General features: G+C 71.8%; 20 protein-coding genes and 1 pseudogene. 9 read left to right on the forward strand and 12 right to left on the reverse strand.

The window, feature by feature from the left end; translation table 11 throughout:
• Window positions 1–334: 334 nt before the first annotated feature.
• From AB0F62_RS39030 to AB0F62_RS39040, 3 genes are all read right to left on the reverse strand, one after another.
• Window positions 335–1,789 (reverse strand): NAD(P)/FAD-dependent oxidoreductase, encoded by a 1,455-nt coding sequence (locus AB0F62_RS39030; RefSeq protein ID WP_361810641.1) that lies wholly within the window; start codon window positions 1,787–1,789, stop codon window positions 335–337.
• A gap of 321 nt (window positions 1,790–2,110) precedes the next feature.
• Complete coding sequence (locus AB0F62_RS39035; RefSeq protein ID WP_361810643.1) at window positions 2,111–2,581, reverse strand: VOC family protein; 471 nt, start codon at window positions 2,579–2,581, stop codon at window positions 2,111–2,113.
• A gap of 445 nt (window positions 2,582–3,026) precedes the next feature.
• Window positions 3,027–4,037, reverse strand: a complete 1,011-nt coding sequence (locus tag AB0F62_RS39040; RefSeq protein ID WP_361810645.1) for an NADP-dependent oxidoreductase — start codon at window positions 4,035–4,037, stop codon at window positions 3,027–3,029.
• Between the two features lie 90 nt (window positions 4,038–4,127).
• On the opposite strand from AB0F62_RS39040, the gene AB0F62_RS39045 reads away from it, so the two are divergent.
• Both AB0F62_RS39045 and AB0F62_RS39050 read left to right on the forward strand, forming a co-directional pair.
• On the forward strand, window positions 4,128–4,613 hold the full coding sequence (locus tag AB0F62_RS39045) for a TetR family transcriptional regulator (protein ID WP_361810647.1): 486 nt from the start codon (window positions 4,128–4,130) through the stop codon (window positions 4,611–4,613).
• A gap of 516 nt (window positions 4,614–5,129) precedes the next feature.
• A complete protein-coding gene (locus AB0F62_RS39050) occupies window positions 5,130–5,996 on the forward strand; it encodes a helix-turn-helix transcriptional regulator (protein ID WP_361810649.1) in 867 nt (288 codons plus the stop codon).
• 510 nt (window positions 5,997–6,506) lie between these two features.
• On the opposite strand, the gene AB0F62_RS39055 is transcribed toward AB0F62_RS39050, so the two are convergent.
• Together AB0F62_RS39055 and AB0F62_RS39060 are read right to left on the reverse strand one after the other, a co-directional pair.
• Complete coding sequence (locus AB0F62_RS39055; RefSeq protein WP_361810651.1) at window positions 6,507–7,136, reverse strand: prephenate dehydrogenase/arogenate dehydrogenase family protein; 630 nt, start codon at window positions 7,134–7,136, stop codon at window positions 6,507–6,509.
• Between the two features lie 183 nt (window positions 7,137–7,319).
• Window positions 7,320–7,913 carry a helix-turn-helix domain-containing protein gene (locus tag AB0F62_RS39060; protein WP_361810653.1) on the reverse strand — a complete coding sequence of 198 codons (594 nt, stop codon included), beginning with the start codon at window positions 7,911–7,913 and terminating at the stop codon, window positions 7,320–7,322.
• A 130-nt stretch (window positions 7,914–8,043) separates the two neighbouring features.
• On the opposite strand from AB0F62_RS39060, the gene AB0F62_RS39065 reads away from it, so the two are divergent.
• On the forward strand, window positions 8,044–9,045 hold the full coding sequence (locus tag AB0F62_RS39065) for an alpha/beta hydrolase (protein WP_361810655.1): 1,002 nt from the start codon (window positions 8,044–8,046) through the stop codon (window positions 9,043–9,045).
• A gap of 119 nt (window positions 9,046–9,164) precedes the next feature.
• Here the strand turns inward: AB0F62_RS39065 and AB0F62_RS39070 are convergent, their stop codons facing one another.
• From AB0F62_RS39070 to AB0F62_RS39080, 3 genes are all read right to left on the reverse strand, one after another.
• Window positions 9,165–10,199 carry an alcohol dehydrogenase catalytic domain-containing protein gene (locus AB0F62_RS39070; protein ID WP_361810657.1) on the reverse strand — a complete coding sequence of 345 codons (1,035 nt, stop codon included), beginning with the start codon at window positions 10,197–10,199 and terminating at the stop codon, window positions 9,165–9,167.
• 71 nt (window positions 10,200–10,270) lie between these two features.
• Window positions 10,271–10,642 carry a DUF2255 family protein gene (locus tag AB0F62_RS39075; RefSeq protein WP_361810659.1) on the reverse strand — a complete coding sequence of 124 codons (372 nt, stop codon included), beginning with the start codon at window positions 10,640–10,642 and terminating at the stop codon, window positions 10,271–10,273.
• A gap of 25 nt (window positions 10,643–10,667) precedes the next feature.
• On the reverse strand, window positions 10,668–11,552 hold the full coding sequence (locus tag AB0F62_RS39080; protein WP_361810660.1) for an aldo/keto reductase: 885 nt from the start codon (window positions 11,550–11,552) through the stop codon (window positions 10,668–10,670).
• An 897-nt stretch (window positions 11,553–12,449) separates the two neighbouring features.
• Between AB0F62_RS39080 and AB0F62_RS39085 the strand changes: the two genes are divergently transcribed.
• The 3 genes from AB0F62_RS39085 to AB0F62_RS39095 all read left to right on the forward strand — a co-directional run bounded on the left by AB0F62_RS39085 (window position 12,450) and on the right by AB0F62_RS39095 (window position 15,150).
• The gene (locus AB0F62_RS39085; RefSeq protein ID WP_361810662.1) at window positions 12,450–13,346 is read left to right on the forward strand and encodes a helix-turn-helix transcriptional regulator; all 897 of its coding nucleotides are present in this window, start codon (window positions 12,450–12,452) and stop codon (window positions 13,344–13,346) included.
• A 24-nt stretch (window positions 13,347–13,370) separates the two neighbouring features.
• The gene (locus AB0F62_RS39090; RefSeq protein ID WP_361810664.1) at window positions 13,371–14,390 is read left to right on the forward strand and encodes an aldo/keto reductase; all 1,020 of its coding nucleotides are present in this window, start codon (window positions 13,371–13,373) and stop codon (window positions 14,388–14,390) included.
• A 187-nt stretch (window positions 14,391–14,577) separates the two neighbouring features.
• Window positions 14,578–15,150: a TIGR00730 family Rossman fold protein gene (locus AB0F62_RS39095; protein WP_361810674.1), complete on the forward strand. Its 573-nt coding sequence runs from the start codon at window positions 14,578–14,580 to the stop codon at window positions 15,148–15,150.
• Here the strand turns inward: AB0F62_RS39095 and AB0F62_RS39100 are convergent.
• Complete coding sequence (locus AB0F62_RS39100; protein WP_361810666.1) at window positions 15,143–16,597, reverse strand: PLP-dependent aminotransferase family protein; 1,455 nt, start codon at window positions 16,595–16,597, stop codon at window positions 15,143–15,145. The two genes, AB0F62_RS39095 and AB0F62_RS39100, sit on opposite strands and share 8 nt — an antisense overlap.
• 47 nt (window positions 16,598–16,644) lie before the next feature.
• On the opposite strand from AB0F62_RS39100, the gene AB0F62_RS39105 reads away from it, so the two are divergent.
• The 3 genes and pseudogenes from AB0F62_RS39105 to AB0F62_RS39115 all read left to right on the forward strand — a co-directional run bounded on the left by AB0F62_RS39105 (window position 16,645) and on the right by AB0F62_RS39115 (window position 19,368).
• Window positions 16,645–17,166 carry a carboxymuconolactone decarboxylase family protein gene (locus AB0F62_RS39105; protein ID WP_361810668.1) on the forward strand — a complete coding sequence of 174 codons (522 nt, stop codon included), beginning with the start codon at window positions 16,645–16,647 and terminating at the stop codon, window positions 17,164–17,166.
• Between the two features lie 177 nt (window positions 17,167–17,343).
• Window positions 17,344–18,030, forward strand: a pseudogene (locus AB0F62_RS39110) (aquaporin); the annotation flags it as partial.
• A gap of 6 nt (window positions 18,031–18,036) precedes the next feature.
• Window positions 18,037–19,368: an MFS transporter gene (locus tag AB0F62_RS39115; protein WP_361810676.1), complete on the forward strand. Its 1,332-nt coding sequence runs from the start codon at window positions 18,037–18,039 to the stop codon at window positions 19,366–19,368.
• Between the two features lie 242 nt (window positions 19,369–19,610).
• Here AB0F62_RS39115 and AB0F62_RS39120 read toward each other — a convergent pair whose 3' ends face one another.
• The 3 genes from AB0F62_RS39120 to tnpA all read right to left on the reverse strand — a co-directional run.
• A complete protein-coding gene (locus AB0F62_RS39120) occupies window positions 19,611–20,801 on the reverse strand; it encodes an aminotransferase class I/II-fold pyridoxal phosphate-dependent enzyme (protein ID WP_361810670.1) in 1,191 nt (396 codons plus the stop codon).
• A gap of 185 nt (window positions 20,802–20,986) precedes the next feature.
• Window positions 20,987–21,640, reverse strand: coding sequence for a TetR/AcrR family transcriptional regulator C-terminal domain-containing protein (locus tag AB0F62_RS39125; RefSeq protein WP_361810678.1), 654 nt, complete (start codon window positions 21,638–21,640; stop codon window positions 20,987–20,989).
• Between the two features lie 71 nt (window positions 21,641–21,711).
• Window positions 21,712–22,031: IS200/IS605 family transposase (gene tnpA, locus AB0F62_RS39130; RefSeq protein ID WP_361810672.1), on the reverse strand; the 320-nt coding region annotated here is incomplete at its 5' end.

Raw genomic sequence — 22,031 nt, forward strand, 5'->3', positions numbered from 1 at the left:
GCACACGCAGACACGGTAGGCGCCCTCAACGTTCTACGGGCCGGGCTGGTCCGTCGCGAAGCCCAAACGGCATAGCGAGAAGCCACCCCCTTCAGGGGGTGGAGGAGTCACGGTCTCCTGAGACGACCGGCGACGCACAGCGCCGGGCGAGGACGTGCGGTTACCGGGTGTGAGCGTGTGGAGTACGGGAAGTAGCGCCGGCAGGAAGCGGTGGGCACCGGCGGCATCCCGGCCGGTGCCCTCGACAGCTCGTACGTGGGGAGGGGGTCCCGCCGGGCCCCGGACACGTGGGCCGCGGGGCCCCGGACCGCCTCGTAGGCGGGCCGGGGCGTGTTCAGCCGCGATGGGTCTCCAGCAGTCGCAGCCACACTTCGCCGAGGGTGGGGAAGGCGGGGACGGCGTGCCAGAGCCGGTCCAGGGGCACTTCGCCGGCGACCGCGATGGTGGCCGAGTGCACCAGTTCTCCCACGCCGGGTCCGGCGAAAGTGACCCCGACGACGGTGTCGCGGTCGGTGTCGACGAGCATGCGGGCCTGTCCTCGGTAGTCCCGGCCGTACTGGTGGGCGCCGGCCACGCGGGCGAGGTCGTAGTCGACGACCTCGATGCGGCGTCCGCTGCGCTCGGCCTCGAGGCTGGTCATGCCGACGGCGGCGACCTCGGGGTGGGTGAAGACGACCTGGGGGACGGCCACGGAGTCGGCCGTCGCCGCGTGGGCGCCCCACGCGGTGTCGTCCACCGGCTCGCCGTGCGCGCGGGCGCCGATGACGGTGCCGGCGATCCGGGCCTGGTACTTGCCCTGATGCGTCATCAGGGCGCGGCGGTTGACGTCGCCCACGGCGTAGAGCCAGCCGCCGTCGACGCCGGTGACACGGAAGGTGTCGTCGACGGTCAGCCAGTCGCCGGGGGTGAGGCCGACGGTCTCCAGGCCGATGTCGCGGGTGTTCGGGGCACGCCCGGTGGCCAGCAGGATCTCGTCCGCGGCCAGTTGCCGGCCGTCGGAGAGCGTGATCCGCACCTCGCCGTCTGAGCCGCCCTCGCGGGTCAGGGAGGTGGCGGTGGTGTGGAAGCGGATGTCGACGCCGGCTTCGCGCAGTCCGTCGGTGACCAGTTCGCCGGCGAACGGTTCCATCCGCTGCAGGAGTCCGTTCTCGAGGACGAGCATGGTGACCTGGGAGCCGAGGGCCTGCCAGGCGGTGGCCATCTCGACGGCGACCACCCCGCCGCCGACGACGGCGAGGCGGCCGGGCACCTTGTCGGCGCTGGTGGCTTCGCGGCTGGTCCAGGGGCGGACGGTGTCGAGTCCGGGGATGGGGGGCAGGGCGGCGCGGGTGCCGGTGGACACGGCGACCGCGTGCCGGGCGGTCAGGGCGAGGGTGTCGCCCTCGGGGGTCTGCACGGCCACCTTCTTGGGGCCGGTGAGGCGGCCGTGGCCGCGGATCAGGTCGACGCCGACCGAGTCGAGCCAGTCGACCTGGTCCTCGTCCTTCCAGTACGAGGACATCTTGTCGCGGTGTGCGAGGACCGCCTCGACGTCCAGCGGGCCGGTCACCGCCGGGTCGAGTCCCGGTATGCGGCCGGCGTCGGCACGGGCCACCACCGGCCGCAGCAGCGCCTTGCTGGGGTCGCAGGCCCAGAACGAGCACTCGCCGCCGATCAGTTCGCGTTCGATGATCACGGTGCTGAGCCCCGCGGCGCGGGCGCGTTCGGCCACGTTCTCGCCGACCGGCCCTGCGCCGATGACGATCACGTCGTAGGTGCGGGTTGTCTCGTTCGTCACTGCTGCGTTCATCACTGTTGCGTTCCTTACTGTTCTGTTCCTCATGGCTTGCGTGACTCGGCCGGGACGCTGCGGCGGCCGCGGCGCGGGGGGTCGACGGGGCCGGTTGCGGGAGGCCGGCCCGTGGCGGCGAAGCCGTCCTTCGGTGCCGGTGCCGGTGCCGGCGCCCGTGGCGGCCGGAGCGCCGGGCGGCGGGGAGTACCCGTCCGCTCGCCCGGCGCTCCCGTGCAGGTTCCTCGGCCCGGACCGCGCGAACCGCTCCGGCCCGGACCGGCTGCCCTCCGGGCCGGAGACGGCCCGTTGCCGCCCTCGGGCGGGGGCTTGCGGGGGTGGTCAGCGGCCGGGGAGGCGCTGCGAGATCTCCTGGAGCACCCAGCCGTTGCCGTCCGGGTCGCTGAAGGTGAGGAAGGAGCCGTAGGAGGCGCGTTCCGGATGCAGGCCGGCCAGTCGCTCCTGGCCGGGACCGTGGTGGGTGACGTCCCCGTCCTCGTGGCCGTGGAAGAGGCCGCCCGCGTCGTGGAAGATCTCGCTGACCTCGATGCCCCGGCCGGCGAGCTCCGCGCGGGCCTCCTCGATGTCGGACACGATGAGGTACAGGCCCTGGAACGAGCCGGGGGCGATGGTGGTCATCCCCTCGCCGAAGATGATCGAGCACTCGGAGCCGGGCGGCGTGAAGTGCACCACCCGGAAGCTCTCGCCGGCCGCGTAGTCGACGTCCAGGCGGAAGCCGGCCTTCTCGTAGAAGGCCTTGGCCCGGTCGATGTCGGAGACGGGGAGCACGATCATTTCGAGCTTCATGTTCATGGGTGTGTCCTTGTTTCTCGATGTCGGTGAAGTACGCCGAATGCGTCACCGGTTCGACAGGTGGTGTTCGCGGCCGGGGCGCCGTGGCCCCGGCGGCTGCGGCTGCGTACGGCGATGACGGCCGCGCAGGGGGCGGCTCGTCCGCCGGGCTCCGGCCGGACGGCCTTGACGTGCGTGCACGTCAAGGTCGAGAAGGGGAGAGTGCGGCAAAGTCGTCCCAGGGGTGGGGGATTGCGGGCCGGGACTTCGCCGGCCGCGGGAGATGCGATCGTCCCTGCGATCTCCCGTTGCGGACCGGGCCCCCGCACGGGTCCACTGGGTTCGCGGCGGCGAACGTTGCGGCCGCCTTGTCGCCAGGCGCGCCCCGAGTCGGCCGCATCGGCGATTCGACGGCCGCCGGCGCCCCGCGGACGGGCGCCGGACGCGTCGGTGAAACGACTCGTTGCTAGGCGACCGTGAGCACGATCTTGCCCCGGATGTGCCCTCGGGCGGCGCGTTCGTGGGCGGTTTGCGCGTCGGCGAGCGCGAACGTGCTGTCGATCGCGACACGGACCGTGCCCGCGTCGAGCAGGCGTCCCAGTTCCGCGAGCTGCGCGCCGCTGGAGCGGACCTGGGTACCCGTGACGGTGACGCCCAGCTTCGCGGTCTCCTCTTCGTCGAATTCGCCGAAGAACACGGGGAACTGGGATCCGCCGCGCTTGAGCGTGCGCAGGAAGCGCCTGCTGTCGGGGCCGCCGACGGCGTCGAGAACGAGGTCGAGGTCGTGCACGAGTTCCTCGGGACGGCTCTTGGTGTAGTCGATGAACTCGTCGGCGCCGAGGTCTCGCAGGAACGCTTCATGCGCGCTCGACGCCACCGCGATGACCCGTGCGCCCTTCCACTTCGCAAGCTGCAGCGCGAAGTGGCCCACGCCGCCCGCTGCGCCGTTGATGAGCACGCTCGCGTTGGCGTCGAGTGGTACCGGACGATGTTGTGCCGTCTGGAAGGGCGAGGGGTGGTCGTGCCCGAGCTCGATCAGGAACTGCCACGCGGTGAGCCCGGCCATGGGCGCTCCGGCGGCGTGCACGTGATCGATGCCCGCCGGCTTGTGCGCGAGGTCCGACGTGGGCGCGGCCACGTACTCGGCATAGGTGCTGCCGTCGAAGCCGGGGAAGCGAAGGAGACCGAAGACCTCATCGCCGACGGAGAAGTCGTCCACATCCGCGGCGACGGCCGCGACGACGCCCGACAGGTCGGTACCCGGAATCACGGGCAGGCTGAACTTCGGCCGCGCGTGAGCGGGCAGGTTGGACATCCCGTCGCGCAGGTACCAGTCGGGAGGGTTGACGCCGACCGCGTGCACGCGAACGAGTACCTCGCCCGGTCCCGGCCGGGGAATGGGCACCTTCTCGTACCGCAGAACCTCGGGTCCGCCGTGCTCGTGGATCCGAACCGCCTTCATCGTGTGTGTCGTCATCGTTCTCTCCTGTTCGTGCTACGGGATAGGCCCGTGCGGATCGGCGATCCGCATGGATGGAGCACTGATCGGGATGGTCAAGGGGGACAGATGTGCGCCGACGCCAGGAAGATCCGCGACCACCTGCTCGCAGTCGTGCGGACCGCCATCGGCGAGGAAGGCGTCGAGAGGCCACTGCGCGACGTCGCGCGCAGGGCCGATCTCGGACCCGTGACGCGGCTGCGTCACTTGCCGACGCGCGGGGCGCTGCTCAAGGGCCCGCTCCGGACGAGGTTCGACGAGCCGACCGCGAAGGCGGGTGCTCTCGAGGGAGCCGGCTCGCCCGAGGACGCTCTCGTGTCGCGGCTACGCGACCGCGTGGCGTGGACAACCGGGTACCGGGGCGCGATCGTGCTGGTGGCAGCCGCGATCGAGGACACCGAGTCCACGCTCCGTGCGTGCGCCGGCCTCGTGGTGGACGGCACGGCGCTCACGAACGTCCCGGCTGTCCAGGGGCTTGAGGACTGCGGTCTGGCCAGTGATCACCATTGCGGTTCCCATCATGTGTCCGGTGCGGGGAGGAGCCGTTCTGCGTGAGTTCCAGAGAACCAGCCGGAGGGACGCCTGGGGGCGGCCAAGCAGGCCTCCCTTGGCCAGGGCCCGCTGATCCAGGTACTGCCAGACCCCCCATCCCTGTCCGTCACCGAGTCGGATGACGTCGGCTTGGTCAGAACTCGGAAGTCGTTCGGTGCGACCACAGGTCGACACCCGAGCAGCAAGCGAATTCACCCCTACCCGGCTCCGCGTACGTGGCGCATTTGTGCGTACTCGCCGCGAGACCACAGCCGGGCCTGCCCGCGGTCCGACCGGCGCCGGGCAACAGGAAACCCTTTCCCCCTTCTCCCCGCCCGGGGAACCTCCGCCGACCCGCCTTCGCGTTGATGAATCCGGGCCCTGCGGTCACGGCGAAATGCATTCGTCACGCCGGAGACGGAAGAGTGCAAGCGGCCATTTTCCATTTCGGGGGACTTCGGTAAAGGATTCCCCTTTCACCGCCCGGGCCGCTCTTTGGTGAACCTTGCCGGACGGTGCACCGGGGGTTAGCCTCGACGTATGGCCAAGGCCTCTCCCCGTTCGGATGACAACAGGGAACTGAGCGATTTTCTGCGCACGCGCCGCGCCCGGGTGGCTCCCGAGCAGGCCGGGGTCACGCCAAGAGCCAGTCGCCGTGTTCCCGGGCTCCGCCGTGAGGAGGTCGCTCTCTCGGCCGGACTGAGCGTGGACTACTACATCCGTCTGGAACGAGGACGGGTGTCCAACGCTTCGGAAGCGGTGTTGGAAGCCGTAGCCCGGGCTCTACGGCTGGACGAGGCGGAGCGCGCCTACCTGTTCGCACTGGCCAGGCCGAAGTCCCTGGCCAGAGTGGGCCGACCTGCCGTTCCCCGCCGAGTACGTCCGGGTGTGCACGTCCTGCTGGAGGCCTTGCAGTACGCCCCTTCGATAATTCTGGACGGCCGAATGGACGTCCTCGCCCTCAACCGGCTGGCCCGGGCACTTTTTGTCGATTTCGAGGCCATGCCGGTTGGTGAACGCAATATGGCGCGGTTCGTGTTTCTCGACCCCGCGGCGCGTGACCTTTTCATCGACTGGGACCAGGCCGCCCGCATGGTTGTCTCAGGGATGCACCTGTATGCGGGACAAAAGCCGAACGATCCACGCCTGACCGAGTTGATCGAAGAAATGACGGCCGCGGATACGGATTTTCACCGCTGGTGGGCCTCGCACGATGTGGAGGAGTTTTCGCACGGCACCAGACACTACCGGCACCCTTTGGTCGGCGACATCACCTTGAACTACGAGACTCTTGTCTTTCCGGGCGACCCGGATCAGTGGTTGTTCGTCAGTACCGCCGAACCCGGCTCGCCGTCTTACGAAGCCTTGCGTCGCCTTGCCGACCGGACGGACACCGACGCGGAGTGAAGCCGCCCCGGCTACCGCCCGCACCCTGGGGGATGGCTCCGGAACGGCCGGCTACGGCAACACGGGCGCAGGGGTGGTCGGTTCGGCGAGTACCGCATCGTGGGCGGTGGCCTTCAGCCGCTGCCCGTCCGGATCGAAGCCCCCTCGTTTCCCGGCTCCGGCTGGGCAGGCCCCGCGAGGGTTCCGACAGCCCCGCGGCGGACACGGCTTGCGGTATCGGTCCTGTCCGCGGCTTTCTGCGGGGACGCCGCATCCGCCAGGCCGTCCGCCGCCCGCCTGGTGAAGGTTCACGCGGCGGACGGCGACCCGGCTTCGACGAAGAGCGGTGCGAGAAGGGCAACACCATCCGCGCAACACCATTCTCGTCCCGCAGGCTTTACCGCGCGGGCGCTCCCGCGACCTCGGTACGCGAGGTCAGGTGAACTCGACCGGCGGAGTCGGGACTTCGCGTGCGGCATCGCGTACGTCGGCGTCCCCATGTGCCGCTGCCCACCGTGCGATGCGCGGCCTTCAGCCGGTCGGGCCGAGCAGCGCCCACGCGGACTGCCAGGGCCATCCGTGGGTGGCGTTCAGCGAGATGTTGAGGAGGGCCATCTCCTCGAGCGAGCGGGCCATGCGCAGTGCACCGGCGTCGATCGGCCGGAAACCGAGCGAGCCGAGGAACTCGGCGACGGTCTTCTTCGCCTCGGCGTCGTCCCCGGCGTAGAAGGCGTCGAGGGTCACGCCCTGCTCGGTGGGGTTGTTCAGGCGTCCGGCCAGGATGGTGTTGAAGGCCTTCACCACGGACGCGTCGGGCAGGTGGCGTTGCACGGTCTGGGCTGCCGCGGTCCCCTCGATCTCGAGGTCGGTGAGGGTGGCGTTCAGCGGGTTGGTGGCGTCGACGACGACCTTGCCGCGTACGGCGTCGGCCAGTTCGTCCGCCACGGCGGTCACCACGCCGCCGGGAACGGCCAGCACGACGATGTCCGCATCGCTCACCGCGTCCCGGTTGTTCTCGGCCGCCCGTGCTCCGGTCTCAGCCGCCGTTGCCGCGGCCTTCGCCGGGTCGCCCGCCGACACCGACACGGCGTGTCCGGCGGCCATCGCGGCCCTGCTCAGGGCCGCGCCCACGTTTCCCGCTCCGATGATGGCGATGTGCACTGCGATCTCCCCTTCTTGAACGTTCAGGTACCTGGAAAGACCGGGCGTGAGCCACATCTGTGACGCGCCACACCGCCGACTGCCTTCTCGCGGGTCGAGGGACATGCGGCTGCCGAGAACTCCGCAGTCCGGTCCGTCCCGGGTCACGGCCGCCCGGCGCCGGCCGCGCGGCGTGGGGTCGTGTCAGGCCGGTGCCGGCTGCACGCGGGGGCGGAGGCGTTCGCCTTGCGGCCCGAACAGGACCAGGTATTCGACCGGCGTGCCGGAGCCGGCGTTGGCGACCGCGTGAGGGGTGCGGGTGTCGAACTCGGCGACTTCTCCGGCGGTCAGGACGAGGTCGTGGTCGCCGAGTGCCAGCCACAGCCGCCCCGACAGCACGCACAGCCATTCGTACCCTTCGTGCGATACCTGGCGCGGTCGCGGCGGCCGGTCGTCGCCGGCCGGCAGGACGTGCTTGTGCGCGTGCAGCCCTCCGACGTAGAGGGTCAACGGCATGACCGTCTTGTCGTCCGCCGTACGCCGCACCGGGCGGGACGGCCTCTCCGGAGGAGCCTCGGGAGTGCCGGCCAGCGCGTCCAGGGAGACGCCGTACGCCTGCGCCAGGCGCAGCAGCAGTGCCAGGGTCGGTGGACGGAGGCCGTTCTCGATCCGGGACAGCGTGCTGGCGGCGATGCCGGTGGCCCGGCTGACATCGCGGAGCGTGTCCCCGCGTTCCTCGCGCGCGGCCCGAAGGCGCGGTCCCATGGCGGCCAGGACCGCGGCGACGTCGTCAGCCATTCTCACTCACCTCTCGTGCACTCTCCCTGACCTGCCATGTTGCCAAAACGTCAACGCAGGTCGCCTCCCCGGCCGTCGGCGCCGCATGATCGACGGGCACCGAAGCCACCGGGACACCCGAGGAGAAGCCATGCACCAGCCCACGCCGTCCGGCGACCCGCGCCACCGCACCGTGCCCGCGCCCGCCGGACGGATGCACCTGGTCGAGCAGGGCAGCGGGCCGCTGGTCCTGCTCGTCCACGGCTTCCCCGAGTCCTGGTACTCCTGGCGCCATCAGCTCCCGGCACTGGCTGCGGCGGGATACCGGGCGGTGGCCCTGGACGTGCGCGGCTACGGCCGCTCCTCCAAGCCGGCGCGGATCGGCGAGTACCGCATGCGCGCCCTGGTGGAGGACAACCTCGCTCTCGTGCGCGCCCTGGGCGAGGAGACGGCGGTGATCATCGGACACGACTGGGGCTCGAACATCGCCGCGACCTCCGCCCTGCTCCACCCCGAGGTCTTCCGTGCGGTGGGACTGCTCAGCGTCCCCTACGCCCCGCCCGGCGGCCCGCGCCCCAGCGACGTCTTCGCACGGATCGGCACGGACGAGGAGTTCTACGTCTCCTACTTCCAGCAGCCGGGCCGGGCCGAGGCCGAGATCGAGCCCGACGTGCGGGGCTGGCTCGCGGGGTTCTACGCGGCCCTGTCCGCCGACACCATGCCGTCCCAAGGGCAGCCCGACCCGCACTTCGTCAGCGCCGGCGGAACCCTGCGCGACCGCTTTCCCACCGGCCCGCTCCCGTCCTGGCTGACCGAGGCCGACCTGGACCACTACGCCGGGGAGTTCGAGCGCACCGGCCTGACGGGGGCACTGAACCGCTACCGGAACATGGACCGCGACTGGGAGGACCTCGCCGGGTTGGCCGGCACCCCCCTGACCCAGCCGTCCCTGTTCATCGGCGGCACCCTGGACGCCTCCACCACCTGGATGTCCGAAGCGATCGACGCCTACCCGACCACTCTGCCCGGCCTGGTCTCCGCCCACCTTCTGGACGGCTGCGGCCACTGGCTCCAGCAGGAACGCCCCCGCGAGGTCAACGACTTGCTGACCACGTGGCTGGCGGCACTGCCCGAGGCGGCGCTCCCGCGGTAGCGGGTCAGGGCGCCGGCGATGCCCGGCGAAGGCGAGGAAGCGCTCGGCCCGTGGGGGTACGGGCTCGCCGCAGGGCCCCATCGCACCGTGGCGGCCGCGGCATCGGGCCGGCGGGGCGGTCAAGGGCGCACGAGTACCTTCAGTGCTTCGCGGTCGTTCATCGCCCGGTAGCCGTCGGCGATGTCCTCCAGGCCGATCGTGCGGTCGAAGACCCGGCCGGGCCTGATCGAGCCGGTGAGGATGTGCGGCATGAGTTCGTCGATGTAGGCGCGGGCGGGGGCGACGCCGCCGGTCAGGGTGACGTTGCGCATGAAGTCGCCGAATCCGAACGGCACCTCGGAGTGCTGGGGCGCGCCGACCCGGCTGACCGTGCCGCCGTCGCGGACCACTCCGAAGCTCTGCACGATCGCGTCCTTGAGCCCGACGCATTCGAGGACCTTGCGGGTGCCCTCGCCGCCGGTCAGCTCGCGTACGCGGGCGATGCCCTCCTCACCACGCTCGGCGACCACGCCGGTGGCGCCGAAGTCGCGGCCCAGGTCGGTGCGCACCTGGTGGCGTCCCATGAGGATGATCTGTTCGGCGCCGAGCAGCTTCGCGCTGATGACGGCGGCCAGGCCCACCGCGCCGTCCCCGATCACGGTGACGCTGTCGCCGCGGGTGACACCGGCGGTGCGGGCGGCGTGGTAACCGGTGCACAGGATGTCGGACAAGGTGAGCAGGTCGGGCAGCAGCTCGGAGTCCTCGCCGACGGGCAGCTTGACCAGGGTGCCGTCGGCCTGCGGGACGCGTGCGGCCTGTCCCTGGCCGCCGTCGACACCGTTCACGCCCCACGTGCCTCCGTGCGCGCACGAGGTCTGCAGGCCCTCGCGGCAGTAGGCGCAGGTGTTGTCCGAGTAGACGAACGGGGCCACGACCACGTCGCCGGGCTTGACGCCGGCGACGGCGGAGCCGGTCTCCTCGACGACACCGAGGAACTCGTGGCCCATGTGACGGGGGTTGTCGGTGGAGGGCGCGGACTTGTAGGGCCACAGGTCGCTGCCGCAGATACACGACAGGACGATCCGTACGACCGCGTCAGTGGGGTTCTGGATCTTCGGGTCGGCGACGTCCTCGACACGGACGTCGTCGGCTCCGTACAGCAGGGTGGCGCGCATCGGCGCAGCTCCTTCGGAGATGGGAGGGGTGTGCGGGGCCGTTCTCGGCGGCAGCAGGGGGAGACCGCGGGTCAGCGCGGTTCCAGGCGCAGGGTGGAGGCTCGGGCCCGGTCGGTCAGGACGTGCTCGACGATGCCGGCGTATCGGCCGTACTTGGTGCGGTAGGCGGCATCGACATCCGCGTATTCGCCGGGGTCGGCCTCGCGGAAGACGACCTCCTGGCGTATGCCGCCGGCGTCGATGCGCCCCCGGTGGCGGGACTGGGTTCCGCGGTACCAGGAGCCCGCTGTGCCCTTGACCGAGCGGACGTACAGATTTGCGCCGGCGCGAACGACCCACATGGTCACCGGGTCGCGCAGGGTGCCGTCGCCGCGTTCGGATTCCAGGTCGAGCTCTTCGGCGTCACCGATCCGGTCCAGCCGGCCGCTGTTCCATCGGGTCATCGCTCGCTCCGTTCGCCGGTGTGGTTCAGGCTTCGGGGATGGCGCGGCCGTAGGCGGCCAGGGTGACGGCTTCGGGTTCGGGGCCGCCGCGACGGCCGGTCTCCAGTGCGTCGAGGGCGGCGAGTTCGCCGGCGGTGAGTTCAAAGTCGAAGACGTCGATGTTCTCGGCGATCCGCTCGCGACGGGTGGACTTGGGGATGACGGAGCGGCCCTGCTGGATGCCCCAGCGGAGCAGTACCTGGGCCGGGCTCTTGCCGTGTGTCTCGGCGATGCGGGTGACGGCCGGGTCCTGCAGGACGCTTCCGCGGTTCTCGCCGTATCCCGGGTAGAACGTGATCCCCCCGATCGGGGACCAGGCCTGGCTGACGATGTGGTGCTTGGCGCCGAAGTCGAGCACCGCGCGCTGCTGGAAGTAGGGGTGGATCTCCAGCTGGTTGACGGCGGGGACGACGGTGGTGGCGTCGAGGAGCGTGGTGAGGTGGTCGACCATGAAGTTGCTGACGCCGATGGCACGGACCCTGCCGTCGGCCAGGAGCCTCTCCAGGGCCCGGTAGGCCGCGAGGGTCTGGTCGAACTCGGACGGCAGCGCCTGGTGCAGGATGAGCAGGTCGATCTGGTCGACCCCGAGCTTGGCGGCGCTCTTGTCGAAGGCGTGCAGGGTCTGGTCGTATCCGTAGTCGCTGATCCAGATCTTGGTCTCGATGAAGATGTCGTCGCGCGGCCCCTCGAAGTCGCGGATGGCCTGGCCGACCTCGCGCTCGTTGCCGTAGGCGGCCGCGGTGTCGATGTGCCGGTAGCCCAATTCGAGGGCGGCGGTGACCGCGGACCGGGTCTCCTGGGGCGGAGTCTGGAAGACACCCAGTCCGAGGGCGGGCATGTGGATGCCGTTGTTGAGGGTGAGGGACTGCATCGGATTCACCTTTCGTTGCGAGTGGCCCGTGAGGGCACGACGAGGAGGGCGACGGCCAGGGCCGGCCGTACGGCAGAGCCCGGTGAGGGCGGTGCCCGAGCAGGCGGCGATGCCAGCGGCCGGGTGGCTCACGGGGACGTCGCCGGCCACGGTCCGTCCACCGGACTGGACGGCGCGCTGAGCCTGGGTGTCGACCGGACCCGAACCCGCGCCGGCGTCCGCGGGGGCGATCCCATCGACACCACCGGAGGTCAGGGGCACCGATGAGCACGGGGCCGACGGGCCCGGTCCGCCACGAGATCAGGCCGGCGACCGGTCCGAAGGCGGCGCCGAGACCGGCCACGGCGCGGTGGCCGGCCATCGCCCGGTCGCGGGCCCGGCCCTCGGCGAAGCTGCGTGTGAGGAGACAGAGCGGAGGGGGCCGGCACCGCGGCCCCGCTGCCCTGGAGCGCCCGGGCGCCGGTAGGCCGGCACTGACTCTGCGCGTCGCCGAACAGGAGCGAGGCCGCCGGGAGCACGACCGGCAACCTGCCCGACGCGTACCGCGTCGGCTTCGTAGGCGAGTGCTGCGCGCACGGTGTCCTCTCAGACCGATGGCGGACCGCGTGGCCCTTGACCTCTCCATGCAACGCCCTCGTGGCCCGCAGGTGGGAGTCACTGCCCTTCCAGGTAATGGCAGTACCTCGCAGCCGTCCGGCCACGGACCTACGGTGAAAGAACCGAACCGTTGCGGACCGATCAGGAGGAGCAGCCTGTGTTCCCGCACGCACATTCCGCCTCGGCACCCGGGCGTGCCGGGCAGGCGCCGCCTCGCACGGTCCCACCTGCTGGTGACAGCACGGGAGAGCCGCGAGCCGTGTCCGCTGCCGCGGGCATACGACGCCAGGGGTGGTGAGCATGGCGCCCGCAGAGAAGAGGAACCTGGCCTCGGAGGTCCGCGAGTTCCTGAGCACGCGAAGGGCCCGGATCACCCCGCAGCAGGCCGGGCTCCGGGTCTACGGCGGACAGCGTCGCGTCCCCGGACTGCGCCGTGAGGAGGTCGCCCTGCTCGCGGGCATGAGCGTCGACTACTACGTACGTCTCGAGCGCGGCAACCTCAGCGGCGCCTCCGACGCGGTGCTGGAGGCCCTGGCTCACGCCCTGCAACTCGATGAGGCGGAGCGCACCCACCTCTACGACCTGGCCCGCGCATCCACCGCCTCGGGACGGCGCCCCGCAGCGACCACATCACAGGTCCGGCCCACCCTTCTGCGGCTGCTCGACTCCATGGCCGACGTTCCCGCGTTCATACGCAACCGACGGTTCGACGTCCTGGCCGCCAACGCGCTGGGGCGAGCCCTGTACGCGCCCCTCTTCGACTCGCCACTGTTCGCTCAGCGCGGTCCCGTCAACAGCGCCCGCTTCCTGTTCCTGGACCCCGCGTCCCAGGATTTCTGGGTCGACTGGCACAAGGGAGCCGACGACGCGGTCGCCTTCCTGCGCACCGAGACGGGCAAAGCGCCGTACGACAAGGCGCTGACCGATCTGATCGGGGAGCTCACCACCAAGAGCGACGAGTTCGCGCGCCGCTGGGCCCACCATGACGTGAAGTTCCACCGTTCCGGCCTCAAGCGCCTGCGCCACCCCCTGGTCGGCGAGCTTGCGCTGCCCTACGAGGCGATGGAACTGCCCGCCGACCCGGGCCTGCGCCTGAACTTCTACACCCCCGAACCGGACTCGCGAGAGCGGGACGCCCTGGACCTGCTCGCCAGTTGGGCGGGCACCGGCACGGTGATCCCCGCAGCGAGCGACTGACGACACCACGAGGAGAACCACTCCATGCGCTACCGACCGCTGGGCCGCACCGGCGTCCAGGTCAGCCCGCTGTGCCTGGGCGCGATGATGTTCGGCCCCTGGGGCAACGACGACGAAGCCGACTCGACGCGCATCATCCACCGGGCGCTCGACGCCGGCGTCAACTTCGTCGACACGGCGGACGTGTACTCCGCCGGCGTCTCCGAGGAGATCGTCGGCCAGGCACTCAAGGGCCGCCGCGAGGACGTGTTCCTCGCGACCAAGTTCTTCATGCCCATGGACCAGGACGACCCCAACCAGCGCGGCGGTTCACGGCGCTGGATCATCCGCGAGGTCGAGAACTCGCTGCGGCGCCTGGACACCGACTACATCGATCTCTATCAGGTCCACCGCCCCAGCCCCGACACCGACGTCGCCGAAACCCTCGGTGCCCTCTCCGACCTCGTACACCAGGGCAAGATCCGCTACATCGGCTCCTCCTCCTACTCCGGCTCGCAGATCGTCGAAGCCCAGTGGACCTCCCGGGAGCGCCACCTGGAACGCTTCGTGACCGAACAGCCCCCGTACTCCATTCTGGTTCGCGGCATCGAGGAAGACGTACTGCCCACCGCGCGCCGCCACGGCATGGGCACGCTGACCTACAGCCCGCTCGCCGGGGGCTGGCTCTCGGGCCGCTACCGCAAGGACACTTCGTCAGGTCCGGCCTCCACGGCGCGCCCGCCGGCCCGCTTCGACATGAGCACCCCGGCCAACCAGCGCAAACTCGACGCCGCGGACCAACTGTTTCGCCTGGCCGATGAAGCGGGTCTCACCCTGATCGAGATGGCCGTCGCCTTTGTGATCAACCACCCCGGCGTCACCTCGGCGATCATCGGGCCGCGCACCATGGAACAGCTCGAAGCGTTCCTGCCCGCGGCCGAGATCACCCTGTCCACCGATGTGCTCGACCGCATCGACGAGATCGTGGCTCCCGGTGTGACGGTCAACCCCGCCGACAACAGCTACGGCGACTTCGAGCTGCGAGCCGACCAACGACGCCGCTGATCAGCCGGCGGCGCGGGGCGCTCCATCGTCATTCGGCTTCGCGGCGCAGCCGACCCGGCGCGTACCGGTGGCCCGCCGCGCGTGCCGCGCGGCGGAATTGGTCCGGTGTTCCGCTCGCGGAATGGTCCGCGTGTGTGGGTGCGCGCCCGCCTAGGTTCGGGTGATGACCGCTGACGCGCCCGCGCCCCTGAAGATCTGTGTCTTTCTCTCCGCCGCCGACCTCGACGAGCGCTACACGGGGCCGGCCCGCGAGTTCGCGGAGCTCGTCGGCGCGGGGGGCCACACCCTGGTGTGGGGCGGGTCGGACACCGGGCTGATGAAGGTCGTCGCCGACGCCGTCCGGGAGTCGGGCGGGCGGCTCGCCGGGGTCTCGGTCGGCTTCCTGCGGGAGTGGGCCAGGCAGGACGCGGACGAGATGGTCTTCGCCGAGGACCTGGCCTCGCGGAAAGCCTGGTTGCTCGCGGCGTGCGACGCCGTCGTGGTGATGGCCGGCGGCATGGGAACCCTGGACGAGGCGACCGAGGTCCTGGAGTTGCGGAAGCACGGTCTGCACGACAAGCCCGTCGTGTTGCTGAACACGGCGGGCTTCTACGACGGGTTGATCCTCCAGCTCCAGCGGATGGAGGAGGAGGGCTTCCTGCCGGTGCCCCTGGCGGGACTGGTCCTCGTCGCCGACACCGGTGCCGCCGCGCTCGCCCACCTGGAGGCGTCCCTCGGGTCGGCCCGGGACGTCGTCCCCGCGGAGCGCGTCCTCAGCTGAGCGCCTGGGGCAACACGCCGCACAGGGTGTCCAGTGCGCCCTTCCACGTGCTGTCCGAGGGCGCCGCGTAGTTGACCACGAGGGCGTCCCGCTCGGGCAGCCGCCAGCCGGAGTCCCGCGCTTCATGGCCGAAGTCCCTCAGCCCGCTCACCGCGAGACCCTCCCGGGCCGCGGCCTGGACGACCGAGTCCTCGGTTCCTGCGGGGAGTTCGAGGACGACCTGCAGCCCCGCCGCCATGCCGGCCGCCCGCACGCCGGGCGCCCGCTCCGCCAGGGCGGCGACCAGCTGGTCGCGGCGGCGCCGGTAGCGCTGGCGCATCGACCGTACATGCCGGTCGTAGGCGCCCGAGGAGATGAACTCCGCGAGCGTGAGCTGCTCGAGGGTGCTGGACATGTAGTCGCCGTACCCCTTGGCCTCCACGACCTCCGGGACCAGCTCCTCCGGGAGCACCATCCAGCCGAGCCGCACCCCGGGGGCCAGTGACTTGCTCGCCGAGCCGAAGTACACCACGCACTGCGGGTCGAGGCCCTGGAGGGCGCCCACGGGCTGGCGGTCGTACCGGAACTCCCCGTCGTAGTCGTCCTCCAGGATCAGGCCGCCGGTGTCCCGAGCCCAGGCGACGGCTGCCGTGCGCCGCTCCGGGGACAGGGCGACTCCGGTCGGGTACTGGTGTGCCGGGGTCATCAGCACCGCGCCCACCTCCCGCAGGCGGGCCAGGTCGTCGGTGCGTGCGCCGCGTTCGTCGACGTACAGGGGCGGGGTCCGCAGGCCGGCGGTGGTCAGCAGATCGCGGTAGAGGTCCAGGCCGTACGCCTCGACGGCCACCGCTCGCGCCTCGCGCATCCTGAGGACCTGCGCCATCAGGGCCAGTCCGTGGTGGAATCCGGAGCAGACGACGATCCGCTCCGGCTCGGCGTACACCCCGCGGGCGCGCGCCAGGTAGTCCGCGAGCGCGGTACGCAGTTCGATACGGCCGCGGGGGTCGCCGTAGCCCAGGGCGTCGTTCGGTGCGGCGGTCAGGGCGCGGCGGGCGGCGGCGAGCCACTGGCCGCGGGGGAACCTCGCGAGGTCCGGCGCACCGGGCTGCATGACGTACCGGGGGCGGGTCCCCACGGGCCGGGCGCGGGCGGCGCCCGCCGGGGGGCTGTGCGGTTCGGCCCGGGGGGCCACCCGGGTCCCGGAGCCCTGCCGGGCGGTGAGCCAGCCTTCGGCGACCAGCTCCGCGTAGGCCTCGACGACGGTGTTGCGGGAGACGCCCAGGTCCGCGGCGAGCGAGCGGGAGGGCGGCAGCCGGGTGCCGGGCGCCAGGCGCCCCGTGCGCACGGCGTTCCGCAGCGCGTCGGTGAGCCCGGTGCGCAGCTTGGTCCCCCGCAGTTCCAGGTGCAGGTCGGCGCCGATCGAGGTCGGAGGCGGGTCGGCGGCGGAATTGGTCTGGGAAGCGCTCATGTAATTGGACCATACTCCAGTACCACCCGATCCTTAGCGTTGCGGGCATGACGATGAACGAGGCACATCAGCACACCACCCGCCTTCCGGAGCACACCACCCGCCTTCCGGAGCACACCGCGCGCATGGACTGGGCGAAGCTCGCCCCCGAGGCCTTCAAGGCGCTGGTGCGCCTGGACTCGGCCGCGGGCCGCGGGGTCGACGCCGGCCTCCTGCACCTGGTCAAGGTCCGCGCGTCGCAGATCAACCACTGCGCCTTCTGCCTGGACATGCACAGCAAGGACGCCATGGCCGCCGGCGAGTCCGCGGAGCGCGTCATCCAGCTCGGCGCCTGGACGGAGGCGAGGCACTTCTACACGGCACAGGAGATCGCGGCGATCGAGCTCACCGAGGCGATCACCGTCGTGACGGACGGATTCGTGCCGGACGAGGTGTACGCCAGGGCCGCCGCGCAGTTCGACGAGACCGAACTGGCGCACCTCATCGCCGCGATCGTGGCGATCAACGCCTTCAACCGCATCGGCGTCTCGACGCGCATGGTCCCCGGCCACTACACCCCGAGCGCCTGACCCGCCCGTCCGGCCGGGGCCCGGACCGACCCCGCGCGCGGGGTCCGGTTCCCCGCCCCACCGGGCCGGCCCGGTGGCCTGCCGCGTCCCCCGCTCACGTCCCCCGCGCGTGGCTTCCTCCCCGGCAGCAGACGCCAGGGGAGCCCCGCCGACGACCACACCGACCAGGAGATCCAGGTGGGTACCGCTTCCCCTCCGCCACGCCGGCCGGCCCTCGCCCGGGCCGCCGACGAGTTCGTCCTCACGACCGTCCTGCTGTTCCTCGCGGTGACGGTCGTGCGATGGCTGCGTGACCCGCGCTCGCCCCTCTACATCGCCGACCTGCGCGTCGCACTCGTCGTCATCGGTGCCGTCAGCGGGGCCATCCTCACCGGCCTGATCCTCAGCCCTCCCGGACGGCGCAGCGGCGGCCACACGAACCCCGCCGTCACCGTCGGCCTGTGGCTGATGGACGCCTTCCCGGGCCGGCGCGTCCTGCCGTACGTGCTCGCCCAGCTCGCCGGTTCCGCCGCCGGTACGGGCCTGGCACGCCTTGCCTGGGGTCCGGCGGTGGCGCTCCCGTCGGTCTCGCACGCCGCGATCCGGCCCGCCCCGACCTGGCAGCCCGTAGAGGTCCTCGTGGCGGAGATCGGGGGCATGCTCGCGCTGACCCTCGTCGTCGCCTTCTTCGTCGCCCACCCCCGCTTCATCCGCGGCCTGGCGCCCGTCATCGGGCTGTCCGTGGGGGTGGTGATCGCCACGCTCGGCCCGCGCAGCGGAGGCTCGGTCAACCCGGCCCGCCAGTTCGGCCCCGCGGCCTTCTCCGGGCAGACCACCGACCTCGCGATCTACCTGGGCGGGCCCATCATCGGAGCGGCACTCGGGGCCGGGCTGTACAGGCTGCTCGTCCGGGCGCGCCGCACCCCCGCGACCGCGGCGGGCGACACCGCCCCGTCGGGCACGCGGCGTGTCCAACTGCTGGTCGGCGGCGCGTTGTTCGTGTCGGCGTTCAGCCTCCGGCCCGCGATCACCAGCCTCGGCCCCCTGCTGGAGGAGGTCCGTGCCTCCCTCGGCATGAGCGGCACGGTGGCGGGGCTGCTCACCTCCCTGCCGGCCCTGTCGTTCGCCGTGTTCGGCGCCGCGGCACCCAGGCTGTCCCGCCGGTACGGTCCGGCGGCCGTGATCTGCGCGGGGATGGCACTGGTCGCCGCCGGCCTCTTCCTGCGCCCCTTCACCGGGCACACCGTGCCGTTCCTCGCCGCCAGCGCGCTGGCCCTGAGCGGCATAGCCGTCGGCAACGTCCTGATGCCCGTCGTCGTCAAACGCTGGTTCCCGCACCGCGTCGGCACCATGACCGGCCTGTACGCGATGGCCCTCTCCTGCGGAACGGCCCTGGCCGCGGCGCTCAGCGTCCCGGTGACCGGCGCCCTGGGCGGCGACTGGAGGCTCGGCCTGACCGCCTGGGGCGCGGTCGGCGCCCTCGCCGTGCTGCCCTGGCTGCCCCTGGTACGGGACCGCACCGCGGCCGTCGCGGGCGCGTTCGGTGGCACTCCGGCCGTGTCGGCGGGCCGTATCACGGGCAGTCCCACGGCCTGGGCGCTCACCGTCTACTTCGGGCTCCAGTCGGCCGCCGCCTTCGTCGCCATGGGCTGGCTGCCGCAGATCCTCCGGGACGCGGGCGTCTCCGCCTCCGCCGCCGGCCTGATGCTGGGGGTCTCGATGGCGGTGGGCGTGCCCCTGTCCTTCGTGCTGCCCGCGATCGGCGGCCGGCTGAACGGCCAGGGACCTCTCGTCGTCGTCCTGGGCCTGTTCGGGATCGTCGGCTACACGGGGCTGTGGGCGGCGCCCGCGGCCGCGCCGTGGCTGTGGACCGTGCTCATCGGCGTCTCCAACTGCGCCTTCTCGCTGGCCCTCACCATGATCGGGATGCGCGCCCGTACCGGCCCCGGCGTCGTACGGCTCTCCGCCTTCGTGCAGTGCGCCGGGTACCTCCTCGCCGTCCCCGCGCCCATCCTCATCGGAGCCCTGTACCAGCACACCGGCGGATGGGACCTGCCCGTTGCCGTGATGCTCCTGCTGCTCGTGCCGCAGATCGCCGCGGGCGTGCTCGCGGGCCGGGACCGCACGGTGGAGGACGAACTCCGGCGCGGCGCGAAGCCCTCCGCCCCTCCGCGACCGGCGCGCCGCCCTGAACGCTCCCGGCTCAGGGCCCGCGACCAGTAGCCGCCCCCGGTCCGACCCGTCGCGGGGAAGCCCCGCGCGCGACAGCCCGACACAACGAAGGGGACCTCCTGAGCACAAAAATCGATCGACACGCAGCGCGGGCACGGTCCCTGGTACGGGACCCGGCTAACCCGGCGAACGATCCCGTCGACGAACAGCGCCGGCCCACGGGCGCGAGGCTCGCGGGCCGGCACGCGTCGTCGTGGAGACGGCGGACATCGGGCGGCGGGGCGCGGCCGGGATCAGCCCAGGGTGCCCATCCGGCGGACGGCCTCGGTGAGGATCTCCGGCGACGTGGCGAAGTTGAGGCGTACGTGCCCCGCGCCGCCCGTGCCGAACTCCAGGCCCGAGGAGAGGGCGACCCGGCCGCGTTCCAGGAAGGCGGCCGCGGGATCGTCGCCGAGACCGAGGGCGCGGCAGTCCAGCCACGCCAGGTATGTCCCCTCTGGCCGCTGGTACCGGACACCGGGAAGGTGCCGCTCGAGCAGTTCGCCGAGGAGGCGCCGGTTGTCGTCGAGGCCGGCGAGCAGCGCGTCCAGCCAGCGGCCGCCGTGCCGCAGGGCGGCGGTCTGGGCGATGACGCCGATGCCGCTCAGCTCATGGGCGACGCTCAGGGGGATGCGCCGCAGGGCGTCGTCCGCCTCCTGCGCCCAGGCGAGCATGCCGGCGCGGAAGCCCGACAGGTGCCACCCCTTGGAGGCGGAGTAGACGGCCACTGCGTCCTCGGCGCCGGGGACCGAGAGGTACGGCACATGGCGCGCGCCGGCCGGAACGAGCGGCGCGTGGATCTCGTTCGAGACGACCCGGACCCCGAAGTGGCGCGCCAGTCCCGCCACCGCGGCCAGTTCCTCCGCCGTGTGGACCGTCCCGGTCGGGTTGTGGGGGCTGCACAGCAGGAAGGCCGTGGGGCGGCCGCCGTCGACCGTCCGGCCGAACGCGGCCCGCAGCGCCTCCAGGTCGATGCGGTGGTCGGGACCCAGCGGGGCCTCCACGACGCGGCGGCCGAGCCCCTCCGCGATGTGCCGGTGCGGCCCGTACCCAGGGGAGTTGACGACGACCACGTCCCCGGGCGCCGTCGTCACCTTGAGCGTCTCGGCGATGCCCGTCAGGGCGGAGGGGACGACCATCGTCCGCTCCGTCGCCATGCGCCATCCCCAGCGCTCCTGGGCGAACTGACCCCAGGCCTCCGCCATCGCCGCGTCGAAGGGCGGGTAGCCGGTGTCCCCGCGTTCGAAGGCCAAGGACACCGCGTCCACAACCTCGGGAGCCGGGGTCGCGTCCATGTCGGCGATCCACAGCGGCAGGACGTCCTCCGGATGGTGACGCCACTTGACGCCCTTGCGACGGCGCAGTTCGTCGATCGTCAGGCTGCGCAGCGGATTGCCCGCCCGCCGAGCCGTGCCGTCGATCGCCTCGGATCCCGCGGGTGCCATGACTCTCCTCCGGTGGACGTGCGACGCGGTCACGCGCCGGGTCCGCCGGGACGGACCCGTCACCGGAGACCGTGAGCGCGGCTTCCGGACTGCCGTCCTCACCCTAACAGAGTGCTTGATGCATCAAGGATGTGGCGATGTTCTGCGGGGGCGAGGCGGTACCGGTCCGGTCCTTCCGCCGCGCGTCACCCCGAGATGCGGGCCTCGATCCCGTCGAGCAGGAAGTCGAGACCCGTCCGGAAGGTGTCGTCGGCGTCCAGGTGGGCGGCATCGCGCACCACCGTGGCCAACGCGGGGAATCGGCCGGTGGCGAAGGTCTGCTCCAGATAGGGGCCGAGCGAGGCCTGCCAGCGCTTCTCGTCCATCCCGGTGGCCCGCTCGGCACGCCGCTCGGCGATCTCCCGACGCACCGCGCCGATCACGTACGCGTTGACCGCGGCGACCACGGGCATGACGGCATCCATGCCGACGCCGTCCAGTGCGGCCACCACGGTCTCCCCGGTGGCCAGGGCGTGCGGCCCGAGTTGGGGCCGGCCGCCCAGGAGGTCGGCGAGCCATTCGTGTTCGTGAGCGGCCTGCCGAGTGGATTCGGCAAGAGACCGGAGCACCTCCCGCCAGCCGTCTGCGACCGGTCGGATCTCGGCGTGGACGGCGCGAACTCCCGGGTCCGCGCGCTGCTCACCGACGCCCGCCCGGCCCATATCGGCCAGAACGTCGTCGAGATCGGCATTCCCGGCATCGACCGCACGCACCCCGACCTGGCGGCGATGGCCGGACGCGGCATCTACCGCTGATCTTGCGAGGGTGTCCCGGTCTTCAGGCTGGGGGTGAATCTCAATCTCTGGTGTGTTCTGACCTCAGCTATGGGCACGGGTCCGTACTGTCTGCCCGCGTCCACGGCTGGCCGCGCTCAGTCCGGCTGCTTCTGCTGCGCGATGTAGTCCTTGACCACCTGGAGCGGGGCACCGCCGCATGAGCCCGTGAAGTAGGAGGGCGACCAGAACCGGCCGTGCGTGATCGCCTGGTTGGCCCGGTCGGTGAACTCGGCGCGCAGGCGGCGGGACGAGACGCCCTTGAGGCTGTTGACCAGGCTGGCGAGCGCGACCTTCGGTGGGTAGTGCACGAGCAGGTGGACGTGGTCAGGCTCGCCGTTGAACTCCTTCAGTTCCGCGCCGAAGTCGTCGCACACCTTGCGCATGACCTCTTCGCAGCGCGTCAGCATCTCGTCGT

Origin of the sequence: Streptomyces sp. NPDC026673 (assembly GCF_040638135.1) — a bacterium.
In the GTDB taxonomy this organism is placed as follows: Bacteria; Actinomycetota; Actinomycetes; order Streptomycetales; family Streptomycetaceae; genus Actinacidiphila.